The 14,560-nt window shown below is 60.2% G+C and carries 13 protein-coding genes; 8 read left to right on the plus strand and 5 right to left on the minus strand.

The window, feature by feature from the left end:
- The 3 genes from ACP95_RS04675 to lysA form a co-directional block, all read right to left on the minus strand.
- Nucleotides 1-748: peptidase M42 (locus ACP95_RS04675; RefSeq protein WP_049980094.1), on the minus strand; the 748-nt coding region annotated here is incomplete at its 3' end.
- Between the two features lie 106 nt (nt 749-854).
- Nucleotides 855-1,697, minus strand: coding sequence for a M55 family metallopeptidase (locus ACP95_RS04680; RefSeq protein ID WP_049980095.1), 843 nt, complete (start codon nt 1,695-1,697; stop codon nt 855-857).
- A 60-nt stretch (nt 1,698-1,757) separates the two neighbouring features.
- Nucleotides 1,758-3,086, minus strand: coding sequence for a diaminopimelate decarboxylase (gene lysA / locus ACP95_RS04685; protein ID WP_082224559.1), 1,329 nt, complete (start codon nt 3,084-3,086; stop codon nt 1,758-1,760).
- 130 nt (nt 3,087-3,216) lie between these two features.
- Between lysA and ACP95_RS04690 the strand changes: the two genes are divergently transcribed.
- Nucleotides 3,217-3,951, plus strand: a complete 735-nt coding sequence (locus ACP95_RS04690; protein WP_049980096.1) for a helix-turn-helix domain-containing protein — start codon at nt 3,217-3,219, stop codon at nt 3,949-3,951.
- A gap of 10 nt (nt 3,952-3,961) precedes the next feature.
- On the opposite strand, the gene dacB is transcribed toward ACP95_RS04690, so the two are convergent.
- Complete coding sequence (gene dacB / locus ACP95_RS15160) at nt 3,962-5,287, minus strand: D-alanyl-D-alanine carboxypeptidase/D-alanyl-D-alanine endopeptidase (RefSeq protein ID WP_082224560.1); 1,326 nt, start codon at nt 5,285-5,287, stop codon at nt 3,962-3,964.
- 259 nt (nt 5,288-5,546) lie between these two features.
- Here dacB and ACP95_RS04695 point away from each other — a divergent pair, with 259 nt between their 5' ends.
- From ACP95_RS04695 to ACP95_RS04715, 5 genes are read left to right on the plus strand one after another with little or no spacing between them, the layout of a single operon-like run.
- Nucleotides 5,547-7,265, plus strand: coding sequence for an ABC transporter substrate-binding protein (locus ACP95_RS04695; RefSeq protein ID WP_049980097.1), 1,719 nt, complete (start codon nt 5,547-5,549; stop codon nt 7,263-7,265).
- Between the two features lie 42 nt (nt 7,266-7,307).
- Nucleotides 7,308-8,258, plus strand: coding sequence for an ABC transporter permease (locus tag ACP95_RS04700; RefSeq protein ID WP_049980098.1), 951 nt, complete (start codon nt 7,308-7,310; stop codon nt 8,256-8,258).
- Nucleotide 8,259: 1 nt separating this feature from the next.
- The gene (locus ACP95_RS04705; protein ID WP_082224561.1) at nt 8,260-9,333 is read left to right on the plus strand and encodes an ABC transporter permease; all 1,074 of its coding nucleotides are present in this window, start codon (nt 8,260-8,262) and stop codon (nt 9,331-9,333) included.
- Nucleotides 9,330-10,385: an ABC transporter ATP-binding protein gene (locus tag ACP95_RS04710; protein ID WP_049980099.1), complete on the plus strand. Its 1,056-nt coding sequence runs from the start codon at nt 9,330-9,332 to the stop codon at nt 10,383-10,385. Before ACP95_RS04705 ends, ACP95_RS04710 begins: the two co-directional genes overlap by 4 nt.
- Entirely contained in the window at nt 10,378-11,688 is a 1,311-nt protein-coding gene (locus ACP95_RS04715) for an ABC transporter ATP-binding protein (protein WP_049980100.1), read from the plus strand. Before ACP95_RS04710 ends, ACP95_RS04715 begins: the two co-directional genes overlap by 8 nt.
- A 47-nt stretch (nt 11,689-11,735) precedes the next feature.
- Here ACP95_RS04715 and ACP95_RS15560 read toward each other — a convergent pair whose 3' ends face one another.
- Nucleotides 11,736-12,026, minus strand: coding sequence for a hypothetical protein (locus ACP95_RS15560; RefSeq protein ID WP_154018437.1), 291 nt, complete (start codon nt 12,024-12,026; stop codon nt 11,736-11,738).
- Nucleotides 12,027-12,425: 399 nt separating this feature from the next.
- Between ACP95_RS15560 and ACP95_RS04720 the strand changes: the two genes are divergently transcribed.
- Together ACP95_RS04720 and ACP95_RS04725 are read left to right on the plus strand one after the other, a co-directional pair.
- Nucleotides 12,426-13,499, plus strand: a complete 1,074-nt coding sequence (locus tag ACP95_RS04720) for a DUF1611 domain-containing protein (protein ID WP_049980101.1) — start codon at nt 12,426-12,428, stop codon at nt 13,497-13,499.
- Nucleotides 13,499-14,557 carry a dipeptide epimerase gene (locus tag ACP95_RS04725; protein WP_049980102.1) on the plus strand — a complete coding sequence of 353 codons (1,059 nt, stop codon included), beginning with the start codon at nt 13,499-13,501 and terminating at the stop codon, nt 14,555-14,557. Before ACP95_RS04720 ends, ACP95_RS04725 begins: the two co-directional genes overlap by 1 nt.
- The last annotated feature ends 3 nt before the right edge of the window (nt 14,558-14,560 follow it).

Below are 14,560 nucleotides of genomic sequence, written 5' to 3' on the forward strand. Positions count from 1 at the left end.
CCTTGCCGAGTTTGGCTGACGGGGCGGGTTCGTCGGCTGCAGGGTAGTCGTCTGCGGGGAATATTTCGAGGGCGATCCCGACGTCCGGATCGACGGCGTGGCCGACCATCCGGGCTCCTCGGAGACCCATCTCCTCCTGGACGGTGGCGGCGTAGTGAACCGTTGCGTCCGTCTCGGTTGCTCGAGCCACGGCGACGAGGATCGCCAGGGCGATCCGGTCGTCAAGCGCACGCCCCGTTATCCGGCCGTTCGACAGGTGTTCGTACTCACGGTCCCACGTCGCGAAGTCGCCGGGTTCGACGTTCAACGCTGCGACCGCCTCTCGGGAGTCTGCGCCAACGTCGATCGCGAGTGACTGCTCGTCGACGGTCTCCTTCTCCTCCTCACTCATGTAGTGGCGAGACTTCGGCCCGATGACGCCGAGGACGTCGTCCGGGCCGACCACGACTCGCTGGCCAGGGAAGTTACCCTTGTAGTGGCCAGCGAGTTTCGTGTACTCCAAGAAGCCATCGTCGGTGACGTCGTCCACGAGCAGGGCCAGTTCGTCCGTGTGGGCCGCGAGCATCACTTCGAGGGCGTCGTCGGTTGCTCCCTCACTGGTCGCGACGACGTTGCCCTGCGCGTCGCGGTCGATTGTGTCGACGTAGTCCTCGATTCGCTCAACGAACGCGTCGGCGACATCGTACTCGTTACTCGGCGCCCCCCGCGCCGACACGAACGCTTCCAAGTCGGCCTCGTCGATCTCCATGGGGGCTGATGGGGGACTGCCCGCAAAACAGTCCGGGTCTAAGCAAGCCACAGCGACAGACGCCCCTCGTCGGCAGTACGTCGAGACGACGCCGCACGCTGTCTGGCTATCCGTAGTGTTCGTCCGTCCCTGAGCCACCGGCACGGAGCATTCCGACCGTTGCATCGTACGCATCGGAATAGGCCTCAGCAGTCACGGCTGTCCGACGGCCGTCTAGGCGGTCGACACCCGGTACGCCCGCGGCGCTTCCCGCTTGGTTCGTCGTCGCCCACGAAGCCGTGATCGTCACCGGCCCTTCAGCTTGGGCCGGCGAGAGGGCTCCGTCCGCAGCCCGTTCCACGGCTCGACAACTGGCCGCAGTGATCGCTGGCTGCGTGGCCGCGGCCGGGCGACACCGGGCACTGAAACGGTCAATCCCCTCTTTCACTTGCACCGTCTCGGGGGATGTGAGTTCGTCGTGCGCCTCGGTAACTGTCGCGTCGTCACCAGTAACGAGACCGACCGGGACGCCAAGCGACCCCGCAAGCCGTGCGTTCCACCCGAGTTCACCGACTTCGGTGTCGTCGACCCAGAGCGACTGCAGAGCGTGCCCAAAGAAGGTATGATTGAGGACGGCTTCGGGGGTGCCGGCCTTCGCGTGGTAGCCGACGAACAGTGCGACGCCGAACTCGTCAGTGAGCCCCTCCATCATCGATCGTGGCTTCGTGTTGCCGCGGATCAGATCGGCCCGATCGTCGAGCCGCTCGCGGTCGAGATTCCGCATCGACGAGTGGGAGTCGTTGACCAGTACGTCGTCGGCGCCGGCATCGACTGCACCCTCGACTGCGGCGTTGACATCGCCGTGGAGCAGATCGACGCCGCGCTCGTACTCTGGTTCGCCCTTCACGACGTCTTCGGCCGCGGCGACGCCGGTGATTCCCTCCATGTCCGCCGAGATGAACACCTTCATCGGTACAGTGATGGGATCCTCCTCAAAATAAGTGTACACACCCGCATGCTTGGACGGGGATCAGTTCGTGGTCGCGTTCTCGACTTCCGTCAAGTCGGTAGGGATCCGGTCCAGACCGAGGATGTCGGCACAAGTCTCGCGTTCTCTGATGAGGTCGATACCGCCATCGACACGTCGCATGACTACTGCCGGCTTGGGGTCGGCGTTCGTGTGTGAAGCGTCACCGATCGAGTATGCGCCGACCCGATTCAGCGACACCACGTCGCCCGCGCTGAGCTCAGGGAGGGTGACACCCTCTCGATGTACGTCCCCGGTGTAACACAGCGGGCCGACGATATCGTACTCTCGTTCCGGGCCTTCCGCTGTCAGTGCCTGTACGGGATGGGGCCAGTGACTCGAGACGAGGTTCGTCCCGGCGTCGAGGACTGCGAACGTTGCATACGGCGTCTCCTTTACCGATCCTACTGTCGTTACGAGGCTTGCTGCACTGGCAACGAGCCGACGCCCGGGTTCAAGGAACAGGTGAGGTTCGGGGAGGTCGTGGGTGGCGGCCGCGTCGCGGATGGCTCGGCCGAGCGCCGCCAGTACGTCGGCGGTTTCCGGGACGGCCTCGTCGTAGGCAACGGGGAAGCCGCCACCTAAGTCCAGTACGTCGATCGTTGTACCCGTCTCCGCACGGATATCGGCAGCGAACGCCAGCATTTCGCGAGCGGCGACGACGTACGGCTCTGTACTCCGGAGTTGACTCCCGATGTGTAACTGGATCCCGGCCAGTTCAATCCGATCACATGCGGCCGCCGATCTGGCAACGTCCATTGCTCGCCCGGATGCGACGTCTAACCCGAACTTGCTTTCGTGAGTCGCTGTCGCGATGTCGGGGTGCGTCGGGACATCCATCGACGGATTGGTCCGGACGAGTACACGCGGGTGGGTATTCGTTTCCCCGGCGGCCTCGATAACCCGTTCCAGTTCCGCCGCGTTATCCACGAGTAGATACTCGACTCCCGCCTCGAGCGCACGTTCGATATCATCTGGTCGTCGATTCATGCCGGTGAGGAGAATATCGGCCGGAGCGAATCCAGCGCGGGTACAGGCGTCGAACTCACATCGTGCGTAGGCTTCGGCCGAACAGCCCGCGTCGCGGAGGACCGAAAGAACGGCGAGGTTGTAGTTCGCCTTGGCAGCGAAGTGGACGGTCGTATCTGGATAGTGTTCGTCGAGTGCGTTTCGCAGATCACGGTAGTTCTGCCGGAGTTCAGTTTCGTCGAGCACGAACAGCGGGGATCCGTACTCTGTAAGCAAGCCCTCTCCCTGCCCTTCGAGCCAAGCACCCTGACTCGAACCCACTTCTGGCCTCGCGATGGACCTGTTTCGACCCTTGTCGGTCATGGAACTGTGGTTTCCCAGACCGGGCAAAGGCATTGCCCCTTGCATGCTGGGTCCGCTCATTTCGGCTACCGCCGATTCGTGACAATAACCATTCAAAATTGTTAATCCATGTACTGCATTATGTCGTCACATGAGCATCACGCATGTTAACGAGGAACCCAGCTCCGGGAGGGATTATCAACAGGTCAAAATGAGCCTGTGGCACTCCGGGTGCTGGACCCTCCAAACGACGGACGCCCATCCAAAGACGCACATCATCGAAAAATCACTGTACCCAGCAAACGATATCATCAAGGGTGATTTTATCCTAATCACCAAGGGCGATACGTCGATGGACGAGTTCATCGCCGCGATCGACGAGTCGGCTGTCGTCAACAACGTTGCTGTACTGAAGCAGTCAGATGAACGGGCGCGGGTCGTCGTCAATTACGCCAGTGAGAGTAGTATCGTGCCAGAGATCGTCCGGTCCGAGTTCATGCCAATCGCGCCTGTCCATATTACTGAAGGAAAAGAGCACTGGCGCGTAATGGTCCAGGTGGACGCTCTCAGTGATGTGCTGGAGTCGTTGCGGTCGGAGTACGACGTCGAAGTGGACGCTATCGAACAGGTCGACCCGACTGAGGGATTGATGTTTGCGGATGTGGTTAACAGTATTTCGGAGAACCTCTCACCCAGACAGCGGGAAGTCCTCTTCAACGCACGCGACGAGGGATACTACAACTGGCCTCGTGACGTCTCGGCAAACGATATCGCCGAGAACGCTGGCGTCAGTGGTCCCACGTTCCTCGAACACCTTCGACAGGGAGAGCAAAAGATCATCCACAGGGTGCTTGATGAGATTCAGATCCGACAGAAACGTCTCTGAAGAGACAGCCTCAGTCAGCGTAGTCCGCGAGCCACCGAACAAAGGCGTTCTGTACCGTCCTTGCTTTATCACTCCCCCCCTGAGTAAGTCCGCCGTGTAGTACGCTGAAGATTACGTCCGGTTCCGTCTCCCGGCGAACGACCCCTGAGAGCGCACTCGTTCCCGTGATTGTACCAGTTTTTGCTGCGACGGGAACCCCTTCGAGACGCGAATCCAACGTTCCGGTACCCGGTGTAGGTAGCGAGTCGAAGAAGGCGGACCGCCAAGGTTGGTCGTCAACCCACCTGAGATGGGCGACGATAGCCTTTGCAGGGACGAGGTTGTATCTGGATAATCCCGAGCCGTCACGGATACGGACCGTCTCAGTCCCAAGCGAGTCGAAATGTTTCTCTACCAGTGACTCCCATCCACTCCAAGTACCGTCACCAGTCGCTTCGTGAGCCACCCTTCGGGCAATCTGCTCAGCGATGAAGTTGTCAGAAGGGACGTTCATCTCCCTGACGAGTTCTCGCAATGGAGAGGAATCCACCCGTGCGAAAACGGATGGATCGCTAGCTGCTTGCCTATCGTCAGCCCTATCGCGTACCCGGACTTTCCCCTCGATTTCGACGCCGGCTTCGTCAAGTGCTTCTTGAAAGGCTAGCCCGGTGTGTCGTTCCGGGGAAGGAACGGGAACAGATTCTTCGATCGGTGTGGCTTCAGGTGGAACTGCTCCTTTGACGGTTATCGTTCCTGTATCCGAATCAGTGAATATCTGTAGATCGTCCTCGACAGCTGTTCCATCGACTGTCACGGTGGCAGCTATCTCGATCGTCGGTGTTTCCGGCTGGACAGAAATCGATGGATCACCCGCGTTCGAGGTTACAGTAACGGTGACTTGGTTCCGATTGAGTGCGACTGCACTGCTTCGAGCGCCGTAGTAGTACCGAGTATCACCCCACGTCCACCCTGGTCCGACCTCCCCGTCCGGGAACATGGTTCCGTCAATGACGATGTCTCCTGTAACTCGGGATATCTGCCGAGTAACGTCCGCAGCGAGGTTCGAAAGCACCGACTGATCCAGATCGGGGGCACCGTCTCCGACGAGCACGATATCGCCATCGACGTCACCGTTCTCGGGTTCCGGTCCGAGCACCTGTGTCTCAAACTGCCAGTCTGGGCCGAGGTACTCTAAGGCTAGCCCGGCTGTGACGAGTTTCGTGTTCGAAGCGGGTGCGAGGGCACGATCCGGCGTGTTCTGAACGAGCCGGTCACCGGATGACCGTTCGACTGCGAGGACAGATAGTGACGCTCCGGGGAGTTGCAGATCGCTGACTGCGGAGGGGACGTCCGTCATGCTGCATTCCTCCGCCTCAACTCGGTGTATCGAGCGACTGGCCAAAATCGGTACGCGATCATAGTTGCCCGCTGGGTGAGCGAATGGGTAGTCGTCACAGGCTGTGAATAGTTGGAGTCGTTGTAAATGGCGATCCTAGTATGAGTAAGTGCAATCAGTCGTCGGTTGACGCTCCCTAGTATGCTAGCCACTACCTTCATTGATTCTGTTAGGAACCATTGGGACAGTACCGCATGGTTCCCCCATGTGATTACCCACAATGACCGACGATAACTTCAACCGACGGAAATTCCTCAGTATGACTGGGGCGACAGGTGGTATCGCATTCCTGGCAGGTTGCGGAGGGCAGAACACGGCGGACGATGGAACCCCCGAACCGTCACCAAACCCAGGCACCGGTGACGGCACTGACTCAACAGAGAGTCCAAACTCCCGGGTGGGCGGGACCTTCGTTGGGGCAACTAGCGAGGACGCACCAACGCTCGACCCACGGATGAACGAGCTGGCCTGGGCCAACTCGTTCCTTCACTACGTGTTCGACACGCTGATGACTGTCAGCCCCGATGGGGGTGAGATCGTCCCACACCTGGCAGAATCCGAACCCACGGAAGTTGACGAGACGACGTTCGACTTCAAGCTCCGAGAGGGCGTCATGTTCCATAACGGTACGGAGCTGACCGCGGAGGACGTTGCGTACTCGTTCAATTGGGTCCTGAACCCTGACAATGCCTCGCCAAACCGGGCCGCCGTGTCGTTCATTGACTCCGTGGAGGCGACGGACACCTACACGGTCCGGTTCAACCTGAAGTATCCGTACGCGTTGTTCAAGCTCACGCTCGCCGGAATGAACGCGGCAATCGTCCCGCAAGGGGCGGCCGAGGAAATGGGGCCCGAAGAGTTCGGCAATAACCCCATTGGGACAGGGCCCTTCCAATTCGCCGAGCACGAGTCGGCGTCTCACGTTCTGTTGGAGCGGTATACGGACTACTTCCTCGAAGCGCCAAACATCGAGGAGTACCGAATGCGGATCGTCCCGGAACCCCAAGTGCAGTTCGTCGAGCTGGCGACAGGGGAGCTTCACGAGGCAAGCGTCCCCAAGAACTTGATTCAGAAGGCACGGGACGAGTCCAATATCACCACGAAGACCATCTCACAGCTTGACTACAACGGGCTCATGTTCAACGCGATGCGGGAGCCCTTCAACAACCGGAAGGTCCGGGAGGCGATGCAGTACCTCGTCGACTACGACGATATGCTCCAAACGACGAAGGGCGAACTCGGGAGCCGGTCCTACGGCTTCATGCCCAAATCGGTCAACGAGGGATGGGATCTCCCTTGGGAGGAGTGGGACGACCAATACTACCCCGAACGGGACCCTGAGCGAGCCCAGGAGCTTCTTGAAGAAGCTGGCTACGGTGACGGGTTCGACAAGACCATCCACATGTCCTCGCTGGCGTCGGCACAGTTCAAGAATATGGCGGTGATGTTACAGAACGAACTCAACAACATCGGCATCGACTCCGAAGTGCAGGAGGTGACGATCGGCCAGTGGCTCAACGACCTCGATACGGGCGAGTTCGACGTCACGATCTACGGTTGGGCTGGCGGACAGGACCCGGACGGATTCTTCTACTACCTGTTCCGTGACCTCCGGAATGACGAGGGAGGCCTCTCGGAAGGGATTGCAGGCAATGCCTCCGCCTCGTTCCTCTATCAGAACGACGAGGTCAGTGACTCCCGAATGCAGGAGGTCGACGAGAAGATCCGACGGGCGAGGCGGATCCAAGACCGGGAGGAGCGCCGAGAACTATACATTGATCTCGCCGAATTCTGGCAGGGCCAGTACCCGCACATCCCGGTGTACTCGGAGCAGTCGATGCTCGCGTGGAGAAATAGCGTTGAAAACTACGAACCGACTGCCTTCCTGGAACAACCACTTATCAACCAGTGGAACAACGCGTACCTCTCTGACGGGTAAGACAGCCCTCCACTCCACGTTCAACCAGACAACGAGCCCCCAATGAGTATATACAGATATTCGGCACGACGGATCCTGCAGATCATTCCGGTCCTCCTGGGAGTGTTCTCACTGACGTTCGTCATGGTTCATGCGCTTCCAGGAAATCCGGTACGCATCTACCTAGGGTTGAATCCGAGTCAATCCCTTGAGCAGGAGTTGTTAGCGGAGTATGGCTTCAATCAACCACTCTGGAAGCAGTACCTGGATTACCTGTGGCGACTGCTCCACGGAAACATCGGCGAGTCGTTCGTGCGAAAGGAACCGGTATCGGAACTGATGCTGGCGCGACTGGGGCCGACAGTGACGCTTATGGGGCTCTCGTATGCCATCGCGCTACCCAGCGCGTTACTCCTCGGTGTGTACGCGGCAGCGACGCACAACGAACTGGGGGATCACGTCTCCCGGTTCTTCGGGTTGGCAGGGCTCTCCACGCCGAATTTCTGGCTCGGACTGATGCTCATCTTCATCATGGCGTATCAGTTCGACGTCCTCCCGGCATCAGGGTATGTCCCTTTCACACAGGATCCGGTTGCCTCAATCAAACATCTCATTCTACCCGTAATCACGCTCGCGACCGCACAGACCGCGACACTCATGCGGATGACCCGATCGAGCATGGTCGAAGAGCTTTCGAAGGATTACGTTCAGACGGCCCGCGCATACGGGCTCCCCGAACGCAGAATCCTTCTGAAACACGCCTTCCGGAATGCATTGCTCCCGCTCGTGACGATCATTGGACTTCAACTGTCGTTCCTGTTGGACGGGAGTGTCGTCATTGAGCAAATTTTCGCCATCCCCGGGATGGGACGACTCGGATACAACGGCCTCCTGCAGCAGGATTACGGAGTCATTATCGGGTTAAACATTTTCTTCGCGATTTTGTTCCTGATCGGCGTATTGATCACTGACTTGGCGTACGCGTACATCGATCCGCGGATCCGATACGATTGATATGAGTACGGATACATCCACCAACATTCAGAACAAGGAGTTCGAGACGGAGAGTGGCATTCTGGCGACGATCAAGGAGCTACGCCACAGCGGGACGGCAATGGGCGGGCTCCTGATCGTCAGCCTGTTGCTCGTCATGGCAATCGTCTCGACGGTCGATATCGTCCTGTTAGACAAGGCGATCATCAAGTCGTTGTTTGCGGACCCACACGAGATGAACACGCTCCAGATCTATGCCCCGCCGTCGATGGAGCATCCGATGGGCACTGACCAGTACGGCCGGGACGTCCTGGCTCGCATCATCTACGGCAGTCGGGTTGCGCTTGCGATCGGAATCATCGCGGTAGGCATCGGGTTCTTCGGGGGCGTCACCCTCGGAGCGTTTTCCGCCTACAAGGGTGGCTACGTCGACGACATCATCATGCGGGCACTCGAGACGCTCTACTCGATTCCCGGGCTGGTCCTGGCGATGACGATGATGGCGATTCTGGGACCGAGCATCTACAACCTCTTTTTCGCCTACGGGATCATCGGTATCCCCGCATACGCCCGCGTTATCCGGTCGGAAGTGCTCTCGATTCGTGAGGAGGAGTACATCGACGCAGCAAAGGCTGCCGGACTATCGAACTACAAGATCCTCTTCCGAGAGATCATCCCGAACGGGCTCTCAGCAGTACTGGTCCAGGCAACCCTCTCCATGGGGAGCGTCATCATCGGCGCCGCGGCACTGTCCTTCCTGGGGTTCGGTGTCCAACCCCCGACTGCATCGTGGGGACGGATGCTCAACACCGCCCAGTCGGCGCTGTTGATCGCCCCCTGGGTCGCCATCTTCCCGGGCCTGATGATTTTCATTACCGTGATGGGATTCAATATGCTCGGCGACGGCCTCCGTGATGCGATGGACCCGCGAACGAGCCTTCGGTCGCCGAAGATGGAGGCACTTGAGGAGTACGCCGACCGCGTCGCAGACCCGACGAAGGCCGACCCGGTCGGATCTGACGACTGGCTCGCGGGCACGGCATTGTCCGGGAAGGATGCCCGGAACGACGCAACTGACGGGGGTGAACGCCAGTGAGCCTCCTCGAAGTCTCGGATCTCCGGACGTACTTCTACACGGAGGCCGGGATCGTCCGCGCCGTCGACGGCGTCGACTTCGAGGTCGAGGCCGGCGAGTCCCTGGGTCTCGTTGGAGAAAGCGGGGCCGGCAAGAGCGTGACCGTCAAAAGCCTTCTCGGGCTCATCGACGTCCCGGGGAAGGTCGTCGACGGGGAGATCTACTTCGACGGTCAAGCGCTGCACGAGATGTCAGAGCAAGAGCTTCGACAGAACGTTCGCGGGTCCGATATCTCGTTCGTCTTCCAGGACCCGATGTCGGCGCTCAATCCCGTGCACACGGTCGGGAGTCAGATCGCCGAGGTCGTCGAGTACCACACCGACCGAACGGAGGCGGAAGCATGGGAGCGTGCTGTTACGCTATTGGACGACGTTGGAATTCCGGACGCTGAACAACGTGCGGACCAGTATCCCCACGAGTTCTCCGGCGGGATGCGTCAACGCGTCCTCATCGCGATGGCGCTGTCGTGTGACCCAAAGCTCATCATCGCCGACGAACCAACGACGGCACTGGACGTCACGATCCAGGCACAGATCATCGAACTGTTCGAAGAGATTCAAGAGAAGTACGGTACTGCGATCGTCTACGTCACCCACGACCTCGGGGTCGTTCGGGAGGTGTGTGATCGGGTCGCCGTAATGTATCTCGGCAAGATCGTCGAATCGGCGCCGTACGACGAGCTCTACCAGGATCCACATCACCCCTACACGCAGATGCTGATGCGCTCCGTCGTTACGCCCGATAGAGACGTATCGGAACTGGAACCGATCCAGGGGACGATGCCGAGTGCCGTTGACCCTCCGTCAGGATGCCGGTTCCGAACACGGTGTCCTCGCGAATTCGACGAATGCGGGCGGTATGAACCGCCCCGCATTCAGGTCGGGGAGAACCACGATAGCGCCTGTCTACTCCATGATGAACAGTTCGAGAGAGAGGAGCCCGCGCTCCATCTCGATTCCGGGGCAGCGGAGACCGATTCGACGAGCGGCTCCCGAGGTGCATACGATGAGTAGCCTTCACGATGCGACGACAGGAACGGAGCGGGAATCCCGTGGAGAGAGTCCTGTTGAACAGGACCAACCCCTCCTCAGGGTACGGGGTCTCAAAAAACATTTCCCCGTCAACACGGGTTTCATTTCTTCGGTCAAACTGAACCGTAGCGGTGGATTTCCTCTCACTCTGGATGACACGAAGGTCCGTGCAGTAGACGGCGTCAACTTCGACCTCCATAGTGGAGAGACGTTCGGCGTCGTCGGCGAATCCGGTTGTGGGAAATCAACCCTCGCCCGGACGCTCGTGGGGCTCGAACAGCCAACCGACGGGACGATCGTGTTCGAAGGCGAGGACATCTCGGATTTCGACTCGTCGTCCCTCCAGCAGTTCCGAAAGAACGCCCAGATCGTCTTCCAAGATCCGCAGTCGAGCCTCAACCCGCGTCGGAAGATCGGGAGCATCATCGCTGATCCGCTCGAAGCGGCGGGCTGGGACAAAGACAAGCGGCGTGACCGCGTGCTCGAACTGCTCGAAGATGTCGGGCTCGAAGAGGACTTCTACAACCGCTACCCGCACGAGTTCTCTGGCGGCCAACGCCAACGTATCAACCTCGCCCGAGCGCTTTCGATCAACCCGGATTTGGTCATCGCCGACGAACCCGTAAGCGGGCTCGACATGAGTGTCCAGGCGCAGATCCTTACGCTGATGGATGACCTCCAAGACGAGTACGGGCTCACCTACCTCTTTATCACTCACGACCTCTCGGTGATTCGCCAGGTCGCCGACCGGATCGCCGTCATGTACGTCGGTGACTTCGTGGAAAAAGCGCCGACATCGAAACTATTCGCTGAACCCCACCATCCCTACTCGCGGGCACTACTGGACGCTGTACCCAACCCCGATCCCGCCTCCCGCGATCTGAGTGCGGAACTTCATGGCGACGTCCCAAGCCCCAGTGATCCACCGTCGGGCTGCAAGTTCCACACACGGTGTCCGAAGATCATCCCACCTGACGGATTCTCCCGGGAGGAGTATATCGAGTACGTGACGTTCAAGACGGAGTTCGATGAGCGATCGGTCGATCCGACAGACGACCCCGCCACGTACTTTGATGTCTCACTACCGCGACTCGCACAGTCCACCGTCGAAAAGGCATTCACACTCGCCGAGGACGGTGACTGGGACGCAGCAAAAGCGGAACTCGACACGCACCAGTCCGTCTGTGAAACGGCGGTCCCCGACCTGGAACAGGTCGCCGACGCCTCACGCCATACGTCAGCGTGCCACCTCCCGGATGCCGAGCGCGAGCCCTATACGTGGTGACGGAGTTCGAACCAATCTCGGAAGCCGAACGCGTCAGTCAACGCACGCTACTCGGTGACGACGAGAACCTCGGTCGCTGCTGAAAGGCCGTGTTTCTCGGCGTCGCCGACTGCGAGATAGCCGGTGAGTGTATGTTCTCCCGGCGCGTCGACCCACACTGGTTCGTTGTTCCGTTCCTCACAAATTCGGCCGTCCCACGTTCCTCTGAACACCTTTCGCTCACGCCCTCCGAATCTGACTTGTCGCTGCGTGGCCGGTGGTGTAAAGGTGCGGTTGTCCGCCTCGTCGATGCCATCGACTCCCCATCCCCAGAGTCGGCTTGTCGCCGTCGAAACCACTACCGGGAACGGAATTCGGTTTCTAATAACGACGTGGAAAGCTGTTGGCTCACCGAGTTGGATGGTCTCAGGAGCGTGCACCTCGACGGTGAGTGCGGCAAGACCCAGTCGCTGCGGCACCAACCGGGAGAACCACGCTCCGCTCTGCTCTTTATTGTCAGACTCACGGTCGACCGGGATGGGGGACCGTTTCCGCCCGTCGTTAGGCGATCCGGACATTGATTTGTTTGATGGAAGTTGGTCTGGGGTACTGGAAAAGCAGGTTATGCCAGGGGGTTTCGTCTGATGTGTTACACCGGTCGGGTAATATACCTGCTTATAGACGTGTGATCCTTGCGCTAGGTTCCGACCTTCTATGGAAGGTTGTGGGATTTTTGTGGGGAGTGGCGAAGAGTCGATATGAATCTTCACGACGGCTTCGACACGCCGGTGCCGACTATCGTGCTCGCGGAAGAGGAGTTCGGTGACCCCGGCGGGAAGACCGCCCACGGAGTTTTGCTGCACAGCGAGGTGTTCGATGCCCGCGCGGTCGTCGACTCGGAATCGGCAGGCGAGCACCCGGCGGACGTGCTCGAGCGGGCAGACGCACCGGACGTACCCATCGTGCCGTCAGTCGCCGACGCGCTCGAGGCGGCGCCCGAAGCGGAAGCACTGGTTATCGGCGTCGCACCCGCGGGCGGAGAGCTCCCGGACGCGTGGGTTAGCGACATCGAGGCGGCGATGGCTGCTGGCTGCGACGTGGTCTCCGGGCTCCACACGTTCCTCAGCGAGGACGAACACTGGTCCTCATTGGCCGACGAACACCAGGTCCGCATCTTCGACGTGCGGAAGCCGCCAGGTGAGGACGACCTACGGGTTGGTGACGGAGCTGTCGACGATGTCGACGCGGACGTAGTGCTGACGCTCGGAACGGACTGTGCGGTCGGGAAGCGCACGACAACGTTCGAACTCTACCGTGCCGCGAAGCAATCGGGGCTGGACGCCGGCTGGGTCGCGACGGGGCAGACCGGAATCATGGTCGGTGCACAGGCGGGTGTCGTTGTCGACCGCGTGCCCGCAGACTTCGTCGCCGGCGTCGTCGAAGATCTCGTGCTCTCGGTCGCTGAGGCGCACGACCTCGTCCTAGTCGAGGGACAGGCGTCTTTGACCCACCGGGGCTACTCGGGGGTCACACTCGGCGTACTCCACGGCGCTTGGCCCGACGCGGTGGTCCTCGTTGACGACCCCGACCGAACCCGTCGGACTCACTTCGAACAGTTCCCCGTCGAAGGGGTTGCGACCGAAAAGGCGCTGATCGAGGAGTTATCGGCGGCATCAGTCGCCGCGCTGTCGACCTGGGGTGACCCGTCTACCGAATCTGACCGTCACGGCCTCCCCGCAGTCAATGTTTATGACGAAAACGGTCCCGAGGAACTACTGAGGACCGTTGGGAAGCATCTCGAAGCGGGAGAGAACGCGGCGGGGAGGGAGTGATGAGCGAGATTGTCGACCTCATTGCCGAGCCGCTGGATCTCGAGTTGACGGAACCCTTCGAGATCTCCCTCGGCGTCCAACGCGAGGCAGCTAACGTCCTCGTGCGGGTCGAAACCGCGGATGGCGTCGTCGGCTACGGTGAAGGCTCGCCGCTCGCGCCGGTCACCGGAGAGACGCAGGCCGCCGCACTCGCAACTGCACGTGACGCGGCGACTGTTGTCGAGGGACGTCAGGTAGGCGATTACCGTCGCCTCGTCGACGACATCCGCTCCACATTTCCCGGGGCGGTGTCGGCCAATCTCGCAGTCGAAACGGCGATCCTTGACGCATGCTGTCGCGAGCGCGAGATCCCACTCTCGGTGCTGTTCGGCGGAACTCCCCGGCCGGTCGAGACCGATATGACGATTCCCATTGGATCCGTGGAGGAGACCGTTCGCCGTGCCGAGGCTGCCGTTGAATCGGGGTTCAACAATCTCAAAATCAAGACCGGGACCGACGTGGAGGATGACATCGAGCGCGTTGTAGCCGTTCGGGAGGTTGCCCCGAATACGACACTCAAGGTCGACGCGAACCAGGGGTGGACGCCGAAAGAGACTCGCTCCTTCGCCGACGCTGTTACAGCCCATGAGGTAGATCTCAAACTCATCGAACAGCCGGTTGCTGCCGACGACGTGTGTGGGCTGGCCGATGTACGCCGTCACGTTGACATCCCGATAGCCGCCGACGAGACGGTGTTCACGCCCGCAGACGCGGTTCGGGTCGTCGAGGAAGGGGCAGCCGACGTCATCAATGCCAAACTCGGGAAGTCTGGGCCGTTGGCTGTTGCGGAGATCGCAGCGATCGCCCAGGCAGCCAACCTCGAGTGTATGATCGGCTGCATGCTCGAGAGTTCGATCGGGACTCACACGGCAAGCCACGTCGTGGCCGGAATGGGGGCATTTTCCTACGTTGACCTCGACAGTACGCACCTGCTGGCTGAGGATGTCGTGACGCAGACGGAGGGGCCAGTCCACGAGATTTCCGGACCAGGCCACGGTATCACGCCGGAAAACATTTGAATC

Origin of the sequence: Halolamina rubra (genome assembly GCF_000739555.1) — an archaeon.
GTDB classification, from domain to species: Archaea; Halobacteriota; Halobacteria; order Halobacteriales; family Haloferacaceae; genus Halolamina; species Halolamina rubra.

Bases quoted from the DNA above. Each gene is read 5' to 3' on its own strand.
- ACP95_RS04680 (WP_049980095.1), bottom strand. From the start codon at position 1,697: ATGAAGGTGTTCATCTCGGCGGACATGGAGGGAATCACCGGCGTCGCC.
- lysA (WP_082224559.1), bottom strand. From the start codon at position 3,086: ATGACCGACAAGGGTCGAAACAGGTCCATCGCGAGGCCAGAAGTGGGT.
- ACP95_RS04690 (WP_049980096.1), top strand. From the start codon at position 3,217: ATGAGCATCACGCATGTTAACGAGGAACCCAGCTCCGGGAGGGATTAT.
- dacB (WP_082224560.1), bottom strand. From the start codon at position 5,287: ATGACGGACGTCCCCTCCGCAGTCAGCGATCTGCAACTCCCCGGAGCG.
- ACP95_RS04695 (WP_049980097.1), top strand. From the start codon at position 5,547: ATGACCGACGATAACTTCAACCGACGGAAATTCCTCAGTATGACTGGG.
- ACP95_RS04700 (WP_049980098.1), top strand. From the start codon at position 7,308: ATGAGTATATACAGATATTCGGCACGACGGATCCTGCAGATCATTCCG.
- ACP95_RS04705 (WP_082224561.1), top strand. From the start codon at position 8,260: ATGAGTACGGATACATCCACCAACATTCAGAACAAGGAGTTCGAGACG.
- ACP95_RS04715 (WP_049980100.1), top strand. From the start codon at position 10,378: ATGAGTAGCCTTCACGATGCGACGACAGGAACGGAGCGGGAATCCCGT.
- ACP95_RS04720 (WP_049980101.1), top strand. From the start codon at position 12,426: ATGAATCTTCACGACGGCTTCGACACGCCGGTGCCGACTATCGTGCTC.
- ACP95_RS04725 (WP_049980102.1), top strand. From the start codon at position 13,499: ATGAGCGAGATTGTCGACCTCATTGCCGAGCCGCTGGATCTCGAGTTG.